General features: G+C 71.2%; 15 protein-coding genes. 11 read left to right on the top strand and 4 right to left on the bottom strand.

Annotated features, from left to right (window positions below):
* Positions 1 to 4 precede the first annotated feature (4 nt).
* On the bottom strand, positions 5 to 697 hold the full coding sequence (locus CSIV_RS14525; RefSeq protein WP_077052072.1) for a helix-turn-helix domain-containing protein: 693 nt from the start codon (positions 695 to 697) through the stop codon (positions 5 to 7).
* 119 nt (positions 698 to 816) lie between these two features.
* Positions 817 to 1,857, bottom strand: a complete 1,041-nt coding sequence (locus CSIV_RS14520; protein ID WP_077052071.1) for a ketopantoate reductase family protein — start codon at positions 1,855 to 1,857, stop codon at positions 817 to 819.
* A gap of 127 nt (positions 1,858 to 1,984) precedes the next feature.
* Here CSIV_RS14520 and CSIV_RS14515 point away from each other — a divergent pair, with 127 nt between their 5' ends.
* The 8 genes from CSIV_RS14515 to CSIV_RS14480 all read left to right on the top strand — a co-directional run bounded on the left by CSIV_RS14515 (position 1,985) and on the right by CSIV_RS14480 (position 12,793).
* On the top strand, positions 1,985 to 3,418 hold the full coding sequence (locus CSIV_RS14515) for an amidohydrolase family protein (protein ID WP_077052070.1): 1,434 nt from the start codon (positions 1,985 to 1,987) through the stop codon (positions 3,416 to 3,418).
* Between the two features lie 134 nt (positions 3,419 to 3,552).
* Positions 3,553 to 4,932: an amidohydrolase family protein gene (locus tag CSIV_RS14510; RefSeq protein ID WP_077052069.1), complete on the top strand. Its 1,380-nt coding sequence runs from the start codon at positions 3,553 to 3,555 to the stop codon at positions 4,930 to 4,932.
* On the top strand, positions 4,929 to 5,954 hold the full coding sequence (locus CSIV_RS14505; RefSeq protein WP_083735151.1) for an ABC transporter permease: 1,026 nt from the start codon (positions 4,929 to 4,931) through the stop codon (positions 5,952 to 5,954). Before CSIV_RS14510 ends, CSIV_RS14505 begins: the two co-directional genes overlap by 4 nt.
* A 105-nt stretch (positions 5,955 to 6,059) precedes the next feature.
* The gene (locus CSIV_RS14500; RefSeq protein WP_077052068.1) at positions 6,060 to 7,241 is read left to right on the top strand and encodes a substrate-binding domain-containing protein; all 1,182 of its coding nucleotides are present in this window, start codon (positions 6,060 to 6,062) and stop codon (positions 7,239 to 7,241) included.
* Positions 7,241 to 9,751, top strand: coding sequence for an ATP-binding cassette domain-containing protein (locus tag CSIV_RS14495; RefSeq protein ID WP_077052067.1), 2,511 nt, complete (start codon positions 7,241 to 7,243; stop codon positions 9,749 to 9,751). The genes CSIV_RS14500 and CSIV_RS14495 overlap by 1 nt, the downstream gene beginning before the upstream one ends.
* Before the next feature lie 53 nt (positions 9,752 to 9,804).
* Positions 9,805 to 11,187, top strand: coding sequence for a M24 family metallopeptidase (locus CSIV_RS14490; RefSeq protein ID WP_077052066.1), 1,383 nt, complete (start codon positions 9,805 to 9,807; stop codon positions 11,185 to 11,187).
* Positions 11,187 to 12,092 (top strand): NAD(P)-dependent oxidoreductase, encoded by a 906-nt coding sequence (locus tag CSIV_RS14485; protein ID WP_077052065.1) that lies wholly within the window; start codon positions 11,187 to 11,189, stop codon positions 12,090 to 12,092. Before CSIV_RS14490 ends, CSIV_RS14485 begins: the two co-directional genes overlap by 1 nt.
* The gene (locus CSIV_RS14480; protein WP_077052064.1) at positions 12,089 to 12,793 is read left to right on the top strand and encodes an SDR family oxidoreductase; all 705 of its coding nucleotides are present in this window, start codon (positions 12,089 to 12,091) and stop codon (positions 12,791 to 12,793) included. The genes CSIV_RS14485 and CSIV_RS14480 overlap by 4 nt, the downstream gene beginning before the upstream one ends.
* Here CSIV_RS14480 and CSIV_RS14475 read toward each other — a convergent pair.
* Together CSIV_RS14475 and CSIV_RS14470 are read right to left on the bottom strand one after the other, a co-directional pair.
* Positions 12,786 to 13,469, bottom strand: coding sequence for a GntR family transcriptional regulator (locus CSIV_RS14475; RefSeq protein ID WP_077052684.1), 684 nt, complete (start codon positions 13,467 to 13,469; stop codon positions 12,786 to 12,788). The genes CSIV_RS14480 and CSIV_RS14475 overlap by 8 nt on opposite strands.
* A complete protein-coding gene (locus tag CSIV_RS14470; protein WP_077052063.1) occupies positions 13,466 to 13,990 on the bottom strand; it encodes a VOC family protein in 525 nt (174 codons plus the stop codon). Before CSIV_RS14470 ends, CSIV_RS14475 begins: the two co-directional genes overlap by 4 nt.
* 149 nt (positions 13,991 to 14,139) lie before the next feature.
* Between CSIV_RS14470 and CSIV_RS14465 the strand changes: the two genes are divergently transcribed.
* The 3 genes from CSIV_RS14465 to CSIV_RS14455 all read left to right on the top strand — a co-directional run bounded on the left by CSIV_RS14465 (position 14,140) and on the right by CSIV_RS14455 (position 18,396).
* Positions 14,140 to 16,329 carry an alpha-ketoacid dehydrogenase subunit alpha/beta gene (locus tag CSIV_RS14465; RefSeq protein ID WP_077052062.1) on the top strand — a complete coding sequence of 730 codons (2,190 nt, stop codon included), beginning with the start codon at positions 14,140 to 14,142 and terminating at the stop codon, positions 16,327 to 16,329.
* Positions 16,329 to 17,651: a 2-oxo acid dehydrogenase subunit E2 gene (locus CSIV_RS14460; protein WP_077052061.1), complete on the top strand. Its 1,323-nt coding sequence runs from the start codon at positions 16,329 to 16,331 to the stop codon at positions 17,649 to 17,651. The genes CSIV_RS14465 and CSIV_RS14460 overlap by 1 nt, the downstream gene beginning before the upstream one ends.
* A 103-nt stretch (positions 17,652 to 17,754) precedes the next feature.
* Positions 17,755 to 18,396 carry an NAD(P)-dependent oxidoreductase gene (locus CSIV_RS14455; RefSeq protein WP_077052060.1) on the top strand — a complete coding sequence of 214 codons (642 nt, stop codon included), beginning with the start codon at positions 17,755 to 17,757 and terminating at the stop codon, positions 18,394 to 18,396.
* Positions 18,397 to 18,442: the final 46 nt, after the last annotated feature.

Raw genomic sequence — 18,442 nt, 5'->3', positions numbered from 1 at the left:
GCGGTCAGCGGTCGAGGTCGTCCATCGCCCGGAGGACGTCGACCGCTGACCCGATCGTTTCGCGCGGGGCGCTGAACTGCTGCCCGGCCGACGGCATGGTCTGGTTCTGCTCGCGGCGCCCGACCACGAACCAGATGCCGCGCGCGATCGCGTTGCTCTGATTGACGTACAGGTGCGGACGCACGGAGTCGAAGTGCAGACTGTCGCCCGCGCGGAGCGTGAAGGTGTCGAACTCGAGGCGGAGTGTCAGTTCGCCCTCGAGGAGGTAGGCGTACTCGACCCCCGCGTGGCGCATCATCTTGCCCTCGACGGAGCTGGACGCCCCCGGCTGATACGTGACCAGCAGCGAGTCGGCCGGGCCGACGCCCGCGGCCAGGCGCTCCCACCGCACGCCGTTCTCCATGTCGAGGACGGCGTTGTCGGAGGCGCGCTGCACCGTGAGATCCGCGGGAAGGGGCTCGGGCGCGGGAACGGCAGTACCGGCCGGCGGCGTGGGGGAGACGCCCAGCAGCTCATCGATCGAGATGCCGAGGTGCGTGACCATCGCGTAGAGGGTCGAGACCGAGGGCTGCGTCTTGCCCGTCTCGACCTGCGAGATCAGGCTCGCCGAGACGCCCAGCGAGCTGGCGACGCTGCGCAGGCTCATGCCGCGCTGCAGCCGCGCGTCGCGCAGCCTGCTGCCGATGTCGTCGGTCATGTCCGCGCCTCCTCGTCCGACGGAGGTGAACCCGATCACCGGGACCCCGCCCTTCGCGAGAACACGCTACCGGCCGATTCGCGCACATCCTGTGCGCCGCGCCTGAACACGGCCGAGCCTCACCCGCGTCCGGGAACGTCCAACAGGACGTCGAGGTTGGCGGCGGAACGCGGCATCCGTCCGGCTTCGATCTCTTTCGCGAGCCGGACGGTGTGCGCGTTGTAGGGCGCCTCCTGACCCGCCGCGGCCAGCACCGACACGACGAGCCCGTTGACCTCGTCGTACTCGGCGTGGCGACCCTTCATCCAGTCCTGCAGCACCGTGGTGTTCGTGTCGGGGAGCGAGAAGCTGTCGAGCACCGCGCCCAGGAGGTCGGCGGCGTAGCGGTCGGGGTCGGTCACGGCGTCGTCGGAGAGCCCGAAGATCGGGACGAGCCGGCTGCCGTCGGCGAGGGCGGCGCGCGCGGCCTCCTTGCCGCACTCGATCATGAAGTCGTGCACACCCGGCAGCGCGACGGCGGAGGCCAGGGGCAGGTCGAGGATCGCGGACGGGACGAGCTCGCCCGCGTTGGCGACGAGCTTCATCCACTTCGACGAGCGGATGTCGGGGGAGACGTCCACGCGCCCCGTGTGCGAGAGCACCGCCTGCACCTCGTGCTCGCGCCCCCGCGCCGCGTCGTCGTACGCACCGACCGCGAACCACGAGCCGGAGACCGGCGTCTGGCGGTTCACGATGCCCGGCTCGAACATGTTGGATGCCACCTCGATCACGGCGCCCATGGTGCGGTGCGCCCCCACGGCGGCGGCGATGGCATCCTGGGTCATCCCGTTCTGCACGCCCACGACCAGGCCGTCCTCGGCGACGTGCGGGGCGATGAGCTCTGCGACCCAGCGCGTGTCGTAGGCCTTCACGACGATGAACACGATGTCGAACGGCTCGCGCAGCGTCGCGACCTCGCACAGGTGGAGGGGGTGGACGGGGGTCACGTGCGTCTCATCGGGGAGGCGCACCTCGATGCCGCGCGCGCGCATGGCCTCGACGTGGGCGGGCCACTGCTCGATGTAGGTGACGTCGAGACCGGCGCGCAGCAGGTCCGCGCCGATGCTGGCTCCCTGGGCACCGGTGCCGAGCACGGCGATGCGGGGGCTCGTTCGTGACATGGGTCCTCCTCGACACCGACTGAACGTTCGCTCAGACTTTACAAATCTGGATGCGACTGTACATTCGTGTGTAGTTCAGCACAACGTCGGGTCGACGCAGACCTGATCGGATCGCGAGGGAGCGACCATGCGCACACTCATCCGCAACGTGGCGGCGGCCACCGTCGACCCGGAACTCGGCGACCTGGCCCGCACCGACATCCTCATCGAGGACGGCGTCATCCGGGAGATCCGTCCGGACATCGCCGTCGACGACGCCGAGATCGTCGACGGGCGAGACAAGATCGCCATCCCCGGCATGGTCGACACCCACCGCCACACCTGGCAGACGGCGCTGCGCGGCATCCTCGCCGACGGGAACATCCCCGACTACCTCCGCGGCATCCGGCTGCACATGGCCCCGCTGTACCGCGCCGAGGACATGTACGCCGGCAACTACGTCGGAGCGCTGGACGCCCTCAACTCCGGCATCACCACGATCGTCGACTACTGCCACAACATCCTCGACCCCGACGGCGCGCACGCCGCCGTCACGGGGCTGCGGGATGCCGGCATCCGGGCCCTCTACGCCCACGGGCTGACCCCCATCACCACGAACACGTGGAGTCAGTCCCGCGGCGGGTCGGCGAGGGGTGCCGACCCCGCGGCCCTGGCCACGCGGGCCGTGCTCGCCCGCCACATCCGCGAGCAGTACTTCTCCAGCGACGACCAGCTGCTGCGCTTCGGCATCGCCCCGCAGGAGCTCGCGATCGCCCCCGTGGCCGACGTGGCGGCGGAGTTCCGACTCGCCCGCGATCTCGGGGCGCGCATCACGTTCCACGCCAATCAGGTCATGGTGCGCCAGCTCTTCCAGGACGTCGAGGTGCTGCACGCCCACGGGCTGCTGGCCGACGACCTGCTGCTCGTGCACTGCACCTTCAACACCCCGCACGAGTGGGACCTGCTGGACGGCAGCGGGGTGACGGTGTCGGTGTGCGCCGAGACGGAGATGCAGATGGGGATGGGGTACCCCGCCATCGCCGAGGCGACCGCCCACACGCCGGGTCCGAGTCTCGGCATCGACTGCGTGTCGGGCAACGGCGGCGACATGGTCTCGCACAGCAGGCTGGTGCTGCAGGCCTCGCGCTACCGTGCCGACGAACCCGAGTACGCCGCGATGCGGGCGCCGCAGACCATGTCGTGGACGACGAAGGACGCGCTGCGGTGGGCGACGCTGAACGGTGCCCGAGCGGCCGGCGTCGATCATCTCGTCGGGTCGCTCACCGTGGGCAAGCGCGCCGACATCGTGCTCGTGGACATGTCGGGGATCAGCCAGGTCGGCTGGAACCGCGCGGATCCGACGGGCGCGGTGGTGTCGCAGGCGCACGCCGGCTGCATCGACACGGTGTTCGTCGACGGGCGCGTCGTCAAGCGGCGGGGCGTGCTCACCCACGTCGAGGTGGGTGCCGCGAGGGCGACGCTCGAGCGCTCCCACGAGCACCTGTACGACCGGATGGGCGGTGCGGGGGACTTCATCCCGCAGCCTCCGATCGACATCCCGTTGTACCGCGAGCGCGCGTGAGCTTTCAGTCGTGCTGGACGAATTGCACAGAGTGATAACTAATACTTGACACGTTCAGTCCTGCTTTCTAGCATCCAATCAACGAACACCACCGGCGCGACGACGCTCCGGTTCGACGAGGGAGTCACCACCACATGAGCACGCGCACGCTGCTGCGGGGAGGAACCGTCATCACCGCGGTCCGCCCCGGCGAGGTCCTCACCGACACCGACATCCTGATCGGCGCCGACGGAACGATCGAGGCCATCGGACATGGCCTGGATGCCGGCGACGCCGAGGTCGTGGACGTTCACGGCCGCATCGTGCACCCGGGCTTCGTCGACACGCACCGCCACACGTGGCAGTCGGTCGTCCGCAACCTCGCGTCGGACTGGTCGCTCACCGAGTACCTCGCGGGCCTGCACACCGGTCTCAGCAAGCACTTCCGCCCCGAGGACACCTACACCGGCAACTACCTCGGTGCGCTCGAGGCCCTCGACTCCGGCATCACGACGCTCGTCGACTGGTCGCACAACCTCGCCACCCCCGCGCACGCGGACGCGGCGGTCGCAGCCCTCAAGGACACCGGGATGCGTGCGGTCTTCGCGCACGGCGGCGGTGCCGAGCAGTGGGGGAGCCTGCCGTCGGCCAACGTGCACCCCGCCGACGCGCGGCGCGTCCGCGACGAGCACTTCTCCTCCGACGGGGGCCTCGTGACGATGGCGCTCGCCCTGCGCGGACCGCAGTTCGTCACCCCCGAGGTCAACGTCGCCGACTTCCGCCTCGCCGCCGACCTGGACCTCCGCGTCACGATGCACGCCGGTGACGGGTACTGGGGCAAGTCGGGCCCGATCCGCAAGATGCACGCCGACGGCCTGCTGTCCGACCGCATCACCTACGTGCACTGCTGCACCCTCGGCGACGACGAGCTGAAGCTCATCGCCGACAGCGGCGGCACCGCCTCGGTCGCCCCCGACGTCGAGATGCAGATGGGCCACGGCTTCCCCGCCACCGGCCGGCTGCTGCGCGCCGGCATCCGCCCGACCTTCTCGATCGACGTGTGCAGCTCGAACGGCGGCGACATGTTCGCCACCATGCGCACCGCCATCGGCATGCAGCGCGCCCTCGACAACGCCCCGTCCGTCGACACCGGCGAGGTGCTCGAGCGCATCAGCCTCACGTGTGCCGACGTCGTGCAGTTCGCCACGATCGACGGTGCGCACGCCGCGGGTCTCGCGGACACCACGGGCTCGATCGCGGTGGGCAAGGCCGCCGACATCGTCGTGCTCGACGACCGGTCGTTGGCCCTCACGCCGCTCAACAACCCGATCGGGAGCCTCGTCTACTCGGCTCACCCGGGCCTCGTCCGCGACGTCTTCGTCCAGGGGCGTCGGGTGAAGAAGGACGGCGAACTCGTAGGTGTGGACATCGCCCGGCTGAAGGCGGATGCCGAGGCCTCCCGCAGCTACCTGCTCGGTGAGATGCCCGAGGCGCGCCTCGACGGCACGTGGCACCCCACGCTGGTGACGGCATGACCGACCTCGCCGTTCCCGCGCGCATCGCGCCGAAGGACCACGGTCCGACGGCGCGGATGGTGCTCGCGTGGCCGGGAACCCGGGCGCTCATCGCGGTCGCCGCGCTGTTCCTCATCAGTCCGCTCATCGCCCCCGGCAGCGTCGGACCCACCGCCATCGTCTCGATGCTGCCGTTCGCAGCGCTCATCGCGATCGTGGCGATCGGCCAGACCCTCGTCATCCAGCAGGGCGGCCTCGACCTGTCGATCCCGGGCGCGGTCACGCTCGGCGCCCTGATCGTGGCCCGCTTCGGCGGCGACGACGCCCTGGGTCTTCCCGCGGCGATCGCCGCCGCGATCGTGGCCACCGCCGCGTTCGGTCTGGCGAGCGGGCTCGTCATCACCCTGTTCGGCCTCCCGCCCCTCGTCGTCACGATCGCGGTGAACGCCCTGATGATCGGCACGGTCCAGGCCCTGTCCGGGGGATTCGCGACGCAGAGCCCCGACGCGCTCAACCAGTTCGCGCTCAGCCGGTGGGGTGGCATCCCGGTGCTGGTGTTCTTCGCCCTCGCTCTGACCCTCGCCGTCCACGTCGTCCTGAAGCTGACGCGTCTCGGTCGGCGGTTCGAGCTCGTCGGGGAGAACCCCCGCAGCGCCGCCAACCTCGGCATCGGGACGCGCGGATACACGATCGTGGCGTACGTCCTCTCGGCCGGGCTCGCCGCCGTCGGCGGCGTGCTTCTGGCGGGGCTGCTCCGCACCCCGACCCTCACCGCCGGCGACGACTATCTCCTGCCCTCGATCGCGGCGGTGGTGCTCGGCGGCACCGCCCTCACGGGCGGGCGCGGCAGCGTTGTGGGCACCGCGCTCGGCGCCCTCTTCCTGGCGCAGCTGACCCAGCTGGTCCAGACGTTCACGCAGGCCACCGCCGTGCAGAACATCGTCCAGGCGCTGATCATCGGCGTCGGCATCGTCGCCCAGCTGCAGCTGGGCGGCTCCACCTCCCGCATCCGGAACCTCATGCGACGGCGTCCGGGAGCCTGACACCGGCTCATCCGCCACCGCGACCCCCACCGGGTCGACGGGCGGTCCGTCGCGCCCTCATCCGACCCTGCACACCCGATCACCCACTCGAAGAGGAGTACCTCCATGATCACCACAGCACCCGCACGGCGAGCAGGTCTCGCCGTCATCGCGCTCGGCGCGCTCGTCCTCGCCGGCTGTTCCTCCACGAACAGCGCCGGCGGCGGCAGCTCCGAGGGCGCCAGCAACCTCACCGCCGACATCGCCGCCGGCAGCAAGGGCACCGTCGATCAGTTCACCGACATCTCGGCCGTCTGCCCCACCGACGGCACGAAGGTCTCGGTCGGCGTCGTCGACGGCTACGGCACCAACACGTGGTCCAAGACCGTTCTCGCGGAGATCGAGAGCGAGGCTGCCAAGTGCTCCGCCATCTCGGGCGTCGAGTTCATCGCCGGCCGCGGCGACCTCGAGGCGACGACCTCGGGCATCACGAGCCTCGCCGCCAAGGGCACGAACATCATCCTCGTCATCCCCGACGCCGGTCCCGGCGAGGCGCACCTCCCCGCGATCCGGCAGGCCACCCAGGCGGGTTCCACGGTCGTCGCGTTCGCTTCCGACCCGCAGGGCACCGCCGGCACCGACTACCTCGACTACACCGACCAGATCCCCGAGTTCGTCGGGAAGTCCAAGGCGCAGTGGATCGTCGACCAGCTGGGCAGCGCCGGCGGCAACGTCGTGTTCTTCGGTGGTCCCTCGGGCGCCCTGGTCTCGACGCAGGAGTTCGCCGGGGCCAAGGAGGTCTTCGACGCCAACCCGCAGATCACGCTCGTGAACACCGAGCCCATCTGGACCAACTGGGACCCGGCGCAGGCGCAGCAGGCGATGGCCGGCGTCCTGTCGCAGGGCACGCCGATCAACGCGATCATCGCCGACTACGGCGCCTCTGCCTCGGGCATCATCCGCGCCTACGAGGCGGCCGGTCAGCAGCTCCCGATCCTCACCTCGACCGACGACAACTCCCTCAGCTGCGGGTACGCCGACCTCAAGGCGAAGAACCCGGGGTACGAGCTGGCCACCGTCTCCTCGCGCACCTGGATCGGCCGCGTCGCGCTCCGCAAGGCGCTCGCCGCCGTCTCCGGCACCTCGGACACCGAGCCTTCGCTGTACGAGCTCGCGCTCTTCGAGGACTCCACCGGCAAGACGGCCGGGGCGGTCACGCCCGATAAGGCGTGCCTGTCGTCAGCGCCGTCCGACGCGACGCCCTCGACGCTGCTGACCGCCGACGAGATCACGAAGCTCTTCGGCTGATGAACGAGACCCCCACGACCGTGGCATCCGCGCTCACCCTCTCGGGCATCACCAAGACCTACCCCGGTGTCACCGCGCTCGACGCGGTCTCGGTCGACATCGCCGCCGGTCGCGTGCACGCCGTGCTGGGCGAGAACGGCGCCGGGAAGTCCACCCTCGTGGGGATCGCGGCGGGGTCGGTGGTGCCGGATTCCGGCACCATCGGCCTCGCCGGGCGCGAGTTCGACCGCATCCGCCCCGCCGAGGCGCGGGAATCCGGGCTCGCCATCGTGTACCAGATCCCCGCGCTCGCCCCCTCGTTGAGCGTGGTGGATGCCGTCCTGCTGCTGCTTCCCGCGAGCAAGCGCCCTTCGCGCCGCACGGCGGCCGCCTGGGTCACCGCGCACTTCGAGCGCCTGTCGCTGAAGATCGACCCGCACGCGCTCGTGTCGTCGCTGTCGCTGCGCGAGGCGCACCTCGTCGAGATCGCCGCCGCCCTGGCATCCGATCCCCGTGCGCTGGTGCTGGACGAGCCGACCGAGGCCCTCGGGCCCGAGGAGACGGCGTGGCTGTTCGGTCAGGTCCGCGGGCTGCTGGAGAAGGGCGTGGCGATCGTCTACATCACTCACCGGATCCCCGAAGTGATGGAGATCGGCACCGATCTCACGGTGCTGCGCGACGGGCGCGTCGTCGGTCGTGGCCTCGTGGCGGACTTCACCGCCGACCAGGTCGTCGAGCTCATCGTCGGGCGGTCGCTGGAGACCACGTTCCCCGACAAGCCTCTCGCCCCCGCCGCCGACGCGACCCCCGCCCTCGAGGTGCTCGAGCTCAGTGGCCCCGGCTACGACAACGTCTCGTTCTCGGTCTACCCGGGGCAGATCGTCGGTCTCGCCGGGGTCGAGGGCAACGGTCAGCGCCGCGTGCTCCGAGGCATCGCCGGCGGCGGCTCGACGGGAGGCCGCATCCTGGTGAACGGCCAGGAGGTCTCGACGCGCTCCCGCCGGTCGGCGTCGGCCGCGGGGGTCGTGTTCCTGCCCGGCGACCGCATCGGCGAGGCCATGTTCGGCAAGATGTCGATCCGCGAGAACGCCGTCGCGGGGGCGCTTCGCGCCGCGATGCCCGGCGGATTCGTCCGCCGCAGCCGCGAGTACGCGTTGACGCGCGAGGGCGTGGCCGGTCTCGCGGTGAAGACCCCGCACTTCGAGGTGCCGGTCTCGGCGCTCTCGGGCGGCAACCAGCAGAAGGTCCTGCTCGCGCGCGGACGCCTCGGCGACCCGAAGGTCCTGCTCGTCGAGGACCCGACGCAGGGTGTCGACGCGGGTGCCCGCGTGGACATCTACGCGTTCCTCCGGGAGCTCGCCGCCTCGGGCGTCGCCGTCGTCGTCCTGTCGACGGATGCCGTGGAGCTCGAAGGGCTGTGCGACCGGGTCGTGGTGTTCTCCCGCGGTCGTGTCCAGGCGACGCTGGTCGGGGACGACGTTGACGAGCGCGCCATCACGGGAGCGGCGGTGCTGTCGCACGAGACGGCGTCGGTCGAGGTCGCGGTGACGGCACGGCGCCGGTCGCGCGGCATCCTGGCGGGCGAGACGCAGGCCGTCGTGCTCCTCGGGTTGGCGGTGGCCCTCTCGATCGTCACCTCGTTCGTGTCGTCCGCGTTCCTGAGTCCCCTGAGCATCAGTCAGCTGCTGGCGGCGACGAGCGTCCTGATCTTCGTGGGGTTGGCGCAACTCGTCGTCGTGATGACCGGGGGCATCGACCTGAGCATCGGATCGGTGACGGCTCTCTCAGCGGTCATCCTGTCGTTCTTCGCGCAGCAGGGGATCGGCTACTTCCTCATCGGGGTCGCGCTCGCGCTCGCGGCGGGGGCCGCGGTGGGGTGGGTGAACGGCCTCCTCGTCACGCGCCTCTCCCTCCCGCCCGTCATCGCGACGCTCGTGAGCTCCATCGCGGTGCTCGGTCTCGCGCAGGTGCTGCGGCCGAGCCCCGGCGGATCGGCCCGCGCCGACGTCCTGACGACCCTCGGTCTCGCCGTCGCCGGCGTGCCCCTGATCCTGGCGCTGGCCGTCGCGATCGCCGTGGTCATGTGGTTCGTCATCCAGCGCACCCGCGGGGGACGCGCGCTGCGGGCCGCCGGCTCCGACCCCGTCAAGGCCAATCGCATGGGCGTGCGGGTCCCGCGGACGCGGCTGCTCGCCTCCGTCACCGCGGGCGTCCTCGCCGCGCTCGCCGGGCTCGCGGTGTATTCGCGGTCGGGCATCGGCGACGCCAACGCGGCGCAGGCGCTGACCCTCACCTCGGTGACGGCGGTCGTCATCGCCGGCGCCAGCATCTTCGGCGGTTCCGGTTCGGCCCTGGCCGTCGCCGCGGCGGGGCTGCTCCTGCAGACGGTGACGAGCTCCCTGGCGTTCCTCTCGCTCGGCCTGTCGTGGCAGTACTGGATCCAGGGGGCGTTCGTGCTCTTCGCCGCGGTCGTCCCGCTCGTCATGGTGCTCGTGCGCCGCGGTCGCTCACCGGGGGTGCGGGGCGGCTGATCCGCCGCGCGTCCGCATCCCCATCGAAACCCTCTGACCTCAGGAAGGCCATCATGAAGAACACCGGAACCACGGGCACCAACGGCGTCGACTGGGAGGCGCGCGTCGACTTCGACCGCCTCCGCGACGAGCGCCTCGCGCGCGTCAAGGCGGAGTTGGAGCGCTCCGAGCTGGGCGCGGTGCTCGCGTTCGACTTCTCCAACATCCGCTACATGACCGCGACGCACATCGGCACGTGGGCCATGGACAAGCTGATCCGCTTCAGCCTCCTCACCCGCAACACCGACCCGATCTCGTGGGATTTCGGGTCGGCGGCGAAGCACCACGCGCTGTACAACCCGTGGCTGGACGTCACCTCGTCCGAGATGGATGCCGATCCCCACGCGCCACACGAGGGCACCAAGCGTCCGCGGCTCGAGTCCGGGGCGCGCGCGGGGATCTCGACCCTCCGCGGAGCCTTCCCGCCGGATGCCGGCATCGCCGAGGAGGTGGCCCGCAAGATCAAGCGCGAGCTGGAGAAGTTCGGGGTCGCCGACCAGCCGCTCGGCGTCGACGTCATCGAGCTGCCCATCCTGTTCGCGCTGCAGCAGGTCGGCATCCGGGTGGTCGACGGTCAGCAGATCTTCATGGAGGCCCGCCGCATCAAGACGGGCGACGAGATCCGGCTGCTCACGCAGGCCGCGTCGATGGTGGACGCGGCCTACGAGGACCTCTACCGGTTCCTGCGCCCCGGTGTCCGCGAGAACGAGGCCGTGGGGCTCGTCGCCAAGACGCTGTACGACCTGGGGTCCGAGTACGTCGAGGGCGTCAACGCGATCTCGGGCGAGCGCTGCTCCCCGCACCCGCACGTGTTCTCGGACCGTCTGATCCGCCCCGGCGACCCGGCGTTCTTCGACATCCTGCACAGCTGGAACGGCTACCGCACGTGTTACTACCGCACCTTCGCGGTGGGGTCGGCGAGCACGAAGCAGAAGGATGCCTACACCCGGGCCCGCGAATACATGGACCGGGCGATCGCCCTCGTGCGTCCCGGCGCCACGACCGCCGACATCGTCTCGGTGTGGCCGACGGCGCAGGAGTTCGGCTTCGCGGACGAGGAAGCGGCGTTCGCCCTGCAGTACGGCCACGGGGTCGGCCTGTCGATCTGGGAGAAGCCGATCTTCTCGCGGCTGGTGTCGTTCGACCACCCCGAGGAGCTCAAGGAGGGCATGGTGTTCGCCCTCGAGACGTACTGGCCCTCCGCGGACGGCTGGGGCGCGGCGCGCATCGAGGAGGAGGTCGTCGTGACCGCCGACGGGTGCGAGGTCATCACGAAGTTCCCCGCCGAGGAGCTGCTGATCGCCGGTCCCCGGTACATCGCGGTCGGCGGCCCGCTCAACAACCAGCGCGACTCGCAGTCGCACCTGAACACGACGTGGGGCCGCGGGGAGGCGTGATGGCGTCGGTCGGATTCCTCGGCCTCGGCTCGATGGGCGCGGCGCTCGCTCGCCGCCTCGTCGACGCCGGGCACGACGTGTACGTGTGGAATCGCTCGCGCGGGCCGGTCGACGACCTCGTCGCCGCCGGTGCCGTGGCCTGCGCGACGCCCGGCGAGGCGCTCGCGCACCCGGTGTCGTTCTCGATGCTCGCCGACGACACCGCGGCGCTGTCCGTCCTGGATGCCGAATCCGTGGCATCCGCGTCGGGCGGGGTGCACGTGAACATGGCGTCGATCAGCCCCGCCGGGGCGGGGGAGCTGCAGCGCCGGTTCGCGGCGGCGGGCGCGCGCTATGTCGCCGCTCCGGTGCTCGGGCGCCCCACTGTCGCTGCGGAGGGCAAGCTCAACGTGCTCGTCGCGGGCGCGCCCGACGACGTCGCCGAGGTCGAGCCGTTCCTGCAGCTGTTCGCCGCGCGCCTGTGGCCGCTCGGCGCGGAGCCATCGACCGCGAACGCCGTGAAGATCGCGGTGAACTACGACATCATCCACGCGATCCAGGCCATCGGGGAGTCGGTCGCCCTAGTCGAAGCGCGCGGCGTGGATCCCGGACTGTTCGTCGAGATCCTCACGTCGACGTTGTTCGCCGGGGTCGTGTACAGCGGCTACGGCGGGATGATCGCGCGGCAGGCGTACGACCCGCCGGGGTTCGACGTGGCCCTCGGCTACAAGGATCTCCGGCTGAGCGCCGAGATCGCGGGCGAGACGGGGACGCACCTGCCGACGCTCGCCGCTTTGACGGCGGTGTTCGAGCGAGCCTTGGCCGAACCCGACCTCGCGCGCCTCGACTGGGGTGCCGCTGCGGAGGTCACCCGGCGGGGCCTCCTGCCGGCATCCGATGACGAGAGAGAGGGAGGTGCGGCATGAGCCGCAGGTATCTGGTGGTCGGCGGGACATCCGGGATCGGACGCGAGATCGTCGCGTCGCTCGCCGCCGACGGGCACGAGGTGACGCTCACGGGTCGCGACGCGGCAGCAGCCGAGGCGATCGCCCGGGAGATCGGCCCGAACGTCCGCGGTATCGCGGTCGACATCTCCGAGCCGGAGGACATCGCGCCCGCGCTCGCCGACGTCGGCGAACTGGACGGCCTGGTGCTCGCCGCGATCGAGCGCGACGCGAACACCGTCCGCGACTACGACATCGCGCGCGCCCGGCGCCTCGTGACACTCAAGCTCGTGGGGTACACCGAGACCGTCCACACGCTCCTCGACCGGCTCGTTCCGCAGCGCTCAACCGGCATCGTGCTGTTCGGCGGACGCGCGAAGGACGCCCCGTACCCCGGCTCGGTCACGGTCTCGACCATCAACGGCGGCGTCGAGGGGCTCACGACGGCCCTCGCGCTCGAACTCGCCCCGCTGCGCGTGAACGCGCTGCACCCGGGAATCATCGGCGACAGCCCGTTCTGGGCCGGGAAGCCCGCGGGGGTCCTCGACGGCTACTCGTCCCGCACGCCCGGCGGCGAGCTCGCGACGATGAACGACGTGGTGGATGCCACGCGTTTCCTGCTCCACAACGAGGGCGTCTCGGCGACCAACCTCTACGTCGACCGGGGATGGCGCATCACCTGACGCCCTGCTCCTCGCCGAAGATCTCGGGATGCCGCTCCAGCTCGATGCGCGTGCGCCGGATGTGCCGCTCGAGCACGTGGGCGGCCTCCTCGGCGTCGCCGCGGCGGAGGGCGGCGACGAGCAGCCGGTGGTCCAGGTGCGCGGTGCCGTCGTGACGGGCGTGCGCCGCGGTGACGAAGGCGCGGCGGTAGTGGTGCGTCCGGTTCCACAGGCCCACGACCGTGTCGCCGAGCATCACGGTGTGCGCCGGCGCGTAGGTGGCGAAGTGGAACTCCCGGTCGTGGCGCAGGAAGTCCTCGGCATCCGCGTGCTCCATCCGCGCCGCCAAGTCGTCGAGGGCGTCCAGGTCGTCGGGGGAGAGGAGCGGCGCGCTCATCCCGAGGAGCACCGGCTCGATGCGCTCGCGCACGAGGTACAGCTCCTCGCACTCGGCGAGGGTCAGGCGCGACACCCACGCGCCCGAGTTGGCGACTAGCGTCACGAGGCCCTCGGCCTCGAGGATCCGCAGCGCCTCGCGCACCGGGATGCGGCTCGTCGTGTGCCGGGCCGCGAGGTCCTCCTGCCGGATCCGGGTTCCGGGCGGATGGATGCCACGGAGGATCTCGTCGCGGAGCGTGTCGGCGATCCCCGATCCGGCGCGCCCGTGATCGCGGGCGACGGTGAGCGGGCCGCTCACTCGGCGGGCCTCGCGGGGTGCCACAGCAACGTGTCGGCATCCTGCTCATAGGCCTTGCCGTCGGGGTAGCTGACGAGTTCGAACTGCATGCCCCACGGCGCGCGAAAGTAGATCCAGCGCTGTCCCGCTGACGCGGCGCCGCTGACGACCGGTTCGCCCATGATGTCGACGTCGTGGGCGCGGAGGTGGGCGACCGCGGCATCCAGATCGTCGACGTAGAGCGCGAGGTGGTGCCCGCCGATGTCGCTGTTTCGCGGGGGCGGCGCCTGCCCGTCGGCGGCGTCGTACGCGAAGACCTCGAGGTTCGTGCCGTTGCCGAGACGGTAGAAGCGGATCTCGCGGATCGCCGTGCGTGGGTGCACACCGAGCTGTCGTGTCATCCAGTCGCCCTCGCCGCTGCGTCCGGGCAGCGTGTACACCGGCACTGCACCGAGGACGTCGACGAGGAAGGTCTCGGCCTCGTCGAGATCGGGCACGGTGAAGCCGATGTGGTCGCTGCCGCGCAGTCCCGGAAGTCCCATGTCGCATCCTCCATTGGATCCACTGACGCCGACGATGGCGTCTTTCGACAGTATCTCGTGGCGGTTGCGCCTTGTATTGGAGACAATCCGATCGTACAGTGTGAGCGAACGACCTGTATAGGTGGACGCAACGACGCGTGAGGAGCGACATGGCCAAGCGGAAACGGCTGAACACCGGTGTCGAGTGGGTGCAGCTGGAGACGACCGCCGCAGACTGGAAGGCCGCCAACCCGGAACTGCTCGGGACGATGCTCGGTCAGCTGCATCTCATCCGGGCCTTCGAGGAGGCGGTGCTCGACCTGGCGGGCGCAGGCCTCGTGCACGGCCCCGCGCACTCCAGCATCGGTCAGGAGGGCGGCGCGGTCGGTTCGATCGTCTCCCTCCGACCCGCGGATGCCGTGAACGGCTCGCACCGCGGGCACCACCAGTTCCTCGCCAAGACGCTCGCGTACGTCTCCGGCGGTGCGCTCGACCCCGCCGCGCTCGTGACGCCGGACTTGCAGACGCTGCTCGACCGCACGCTGGCCGAGATCCTCGGGCTCGCCTCCGGTTTCTCGGGTGGCCGCGGCGGCTCGATGCACCTGCAGTGGCTCGAGGCCGGAGCGCTGGGCACCAACGCGATCGTCGGCGGCGGCGCGCCGCTGGCCACCGGCCATGCGTGGGCGCAGAAGCACGCCGGCACCTCGGACGTGTCGATCAACTACTTCGGCGACGGGTCGAGCCAGATCGGTTCGGTACTGGAGTCCATGAACCTCGCCGCGACGTGGAAGCTCCCCGTCGCGTTCTTCATCGAGAACAACCTGTACGCGGTGTCGACCCGCGCCGACGAGGCGAGCGCCGACACCCGCTTCTCGGTGCGCGGCCAGGGCTTCTCGATCCCCGCGTGGCGGGTCGACGGCATGGACCCCCTCGCCGTGCACCTCGCCACCGGCGAAGCGCTCGAGCGCATGCGCGCGGGGGAGGGCCCCGCGATCGTCGAGGCCGAGGTCTACCGCTTCTTCCACCAGAACGGCCCCTACCCGGGCAGCGCATTCGGATACCGCACCAAGGACGAGGAGGGCCAGTGGCGCGCGCGCGATCCGCTGGAGCGCATGGCATCCGAGATGCGCCGCCTCGGCCTCCTCGACGACGCCGAGGCGCAGGCGGTCCGCGAGCAGGCCGTGGCCGCCGTTGCGCAGTCGGTCGCGGCCGTGGTCGAGGCCGACCCCGAGCGTCCCGGCCGACGCCGCATCCGCCCGGAGCTGTGGCCCGATCCCGCGGTGGTGGACACCGGCATCCGGGGGGATGCCTCCGAGCTCGATGCCCTCACGGCATCCGAACCGGCGCAGTGGACCGGCGGGTGGCGCGACCTGAAGTTCGTCGACGCGGCCGCGCAGACCATGGACCGCCGGATGGAGACCGACCCGCGCATCATCGTGCTCGGGGAGGACGTGCACCGCCTCGGCGGCGGCACCAACGGGGCGACGAAGGGGCTGGTCGAGAAGTACGGCCCCGACCGCGTCATCGGCACCCCGATCAGCGAGAACGGCTTCTTCGGCGCCGCCGGCGGCATCGCGATGGACGGCCGGTTCCGCCCCGTCGTGGAATTCATGTACCCCGACTTCATGTGGGTGGCCGCCGACCAGGTGTTCAACCAGGTCGGCAAGGCGCGGCACATGTTCGGCGACAACAACACCGTCCCGCTCGTGCTGCGGACCAAGATCGCGATGGGCTCGGGCTACGGCTCGCAGCACCTCATGGATCCGGCCGGGATCTTCGCGACGCAGGCCGGGTGGCGCATCGTCGCCGCCTCCACCGCCGCGGACTACGTCGGGCTCATGAACGCCGCTCTCGCCCTCGAGGACCCGGTGCTCGTCATCGAGCACGTCGACCTCTACGGCACGCCCGACCGCGTCCCCGACGCCGACCTCGACTACGTCATCCCGCCCGGATCCGCCGCCGTGCGCCGGGAGGGGAACGACGTCACCGTGCTCACCTACCTGTCGATGGTCGGACACGCGCTCGAAGCGGTCGAGCAGACCGGGACGGATGCCGAGGTCATCGACCTCCGCTGGCTCGACCGCGCTTCGCTCGACTGGGACACCATCGGCGAGAGCATCCGCAAGACCAATGCCGTCCTCATCGTGGAGCAGGGCTCCCGCGGACCGTCCTACGGGGCCTGGCTCGCCGACGAGATACAGCGCCGGTTCTTCGACTGGCTCGACCAGCCCGTCGAACGCGTCACCGGCGGCGAGGCGAGCCCGAGCATCTCCAAGGTGCTCGAGCGGGCCGCCATCGCCCGCACGGAAGAGGTCGTCGCAGGCCTCGAGCGCGTGCGTGCGGCGGGAGGGATCCGCTGATGGCCGTCGTCGTCCGCATGCCCGAGATCGCCACGGGTGCCGCCGAAGCGGCCATCCAGAGCTGGCTCGTCGAGGTCGGCAGCCCCGTGCGCGCCGGCCAGGCCATCGTCGAGATCGAAACCGAGAAAGCGGTCGTCGAGTACGAGGCCGAACGCGCCGGCATCCTCGCCGGGATCCTGCTCCCCGCCGGTGACGCCGCCGCCGTGGGCGTCCCGATCGCCGTTCTCGCCGAGGAGGGGGAGAGCGTGGATGCCGCGCTCGCCGCCGCCGGGGGAGCGCCCGCCCCCGCGACCGCGACGCCGTCCGACACCGACGTCGCCGCCGCGCCCGAGGAAGCGGCCGAGGCTCCGGCGGCACCGGCACCGGCGGCGCCGGTTGTGGCCGCAGCCCCCGCGCCCGCGGCACCCGGTCCGGCCCCCGTCGCGTCCCCGGCGGGCGAGGAGCGTCGCCTGTTCGCCTCGCCGCTCGTGCGCCGCCTTGCGGCCGAGCGCGGCATCGACCTCGCCGAGGTCCCCGGATCGGGCCCGCGCGGACGCATCGTCCGCCGCGACCTGGATGCCTGGACCCCGGCGTCGGCGGAGCGGCATCCGGAACCCGCCCCCGAGGCCCCCGAACCGCCCGCTCCGGCAGCGGCGGGGAGCGCGTACGAGGACGTGCCGCACACCGGCATGCGTCGTGCCATCGCGCGGCGGCTCACGGAGTCGAAGGCCACCGTCCCGCACTTCTATCTTCAGGCGGACTGCCGCGTCGACGCGCTGCTGGCCCTGCGGACGCAGATCAACGAGGGACGCGAGCAGCGCATCTCGGTGAACGACCTCGTCGTGAAGGCGGTCGCAGGCGCGCTGCGCGACGTCCCCGACGCGAACGCGATCTGGACCCCGGATACCACGCGTCGCTTCTCCGCGGCGGACATCGCCGTGGCCGTGTCGGTGCCGGGCGGGCTGCTCACCCCGGTCGTCCGGGAGGTCGACCGGTTGTCGATCGGCGAGCTCGCCACCACGGTCCGTGACCTGGCGGGACGGGCGCGAGAGGGGCGGCTGAAGCAGAACGAACTCGAGGGAGGGTCGTTCGCGGTGTCGAACCTCGGCATGTACGGCACGACGTCGTTCTCGGCGATCATCAACCCTCCGCACGCCGGCATCCTCGCCGTCGGAGCCGCGACGCGGCGACCGGTGGTCGAGGAGGACGGGTCGCTCGCGGTGGCGACGGTCATGTCGGTGACGCTCTCGGCCGACCATCGAGTACTCGACGGTGCGCTCGCGGCCCAGTGGCTGGCGGCGTTCGTGGCGCGCATCGAGAATCCTCTGCAGATCCTGCTGTGAATCGTGTCGGTTTCGGGCGTCCGCGCTTCGCGATGGGGCCCGGAACCGGCACGCTGGGGGGAGACGTCCGCGGGGGATCGCGGACCGGAGGAAAGGAACACCCGTGACCCGCATCGCCGTCATCGGAGGAACCGGCTACGCCGGTAGCCACATCGTCGCCGAGGCCGTCCGCCGCGGCCACACCGTCGTCTCGGTCGCCCGATCGGTGCCGGCCGAGCGCGTGGAGGGCGCGACCTACATCGAGGGCACCGTCCTCGACGTTCCCGGCCTCCTCGCCGGCATCGAAGGAGTCGACGTCGTGGTCTCGGCCGTCGCTCCCCGTGGCGACATGCTGGGCAAGCTCCGCCCGGCCATCGCGCAGCTGAACTCGGTGCTGCCGGAGAACGTGCGCCTCGGCGTCGTCGGCGGCGCCGGGGGATCGCTGGTCGCCGAAGGCGGCCCGCGCCTCATCGACACCGAGGGGTTCACCGACGAGTACAAGCCCGAGGCCGCCGAGGCCATCGGCGTCCTGGAAGACCTTCAGGCCGGCTCCGCGGACCGTGACTGGTTCTACGTGCACCCCGCCGGCGGGTTCGGCGTATGGGCGCCGGGCGAGCGCACGGGCACATACCGCGACGGCGGTCACGTGCTGGTCGTCGACGAGAAGGGCGACTCGTTCATCTCGGGTGCCGACTTCGCCGTCGCCGTGCTCGACGAGATCGAGAACCCGAAGCACTCGCGCGACAACTTCGCCGTCGGATACTGACCCGGCAAACACGACGGCGCCGCTCCCGCGGGGGCGGCGCCGTCGT

The sequence above is a fragment of the Microbacterium sp. CSI-V genome, assembly GCF_001984105.1.
In the GTDB taxonomy this organism is placed as follows: domain Bacteria; phylum Actinomycetota; class Actinomycetes; order Actinomycetales; family Microbacteriaceae; genus Microbacterium.
This window is presented reverse-complemented; position numbering and strand designations above follow the sequence as displayed.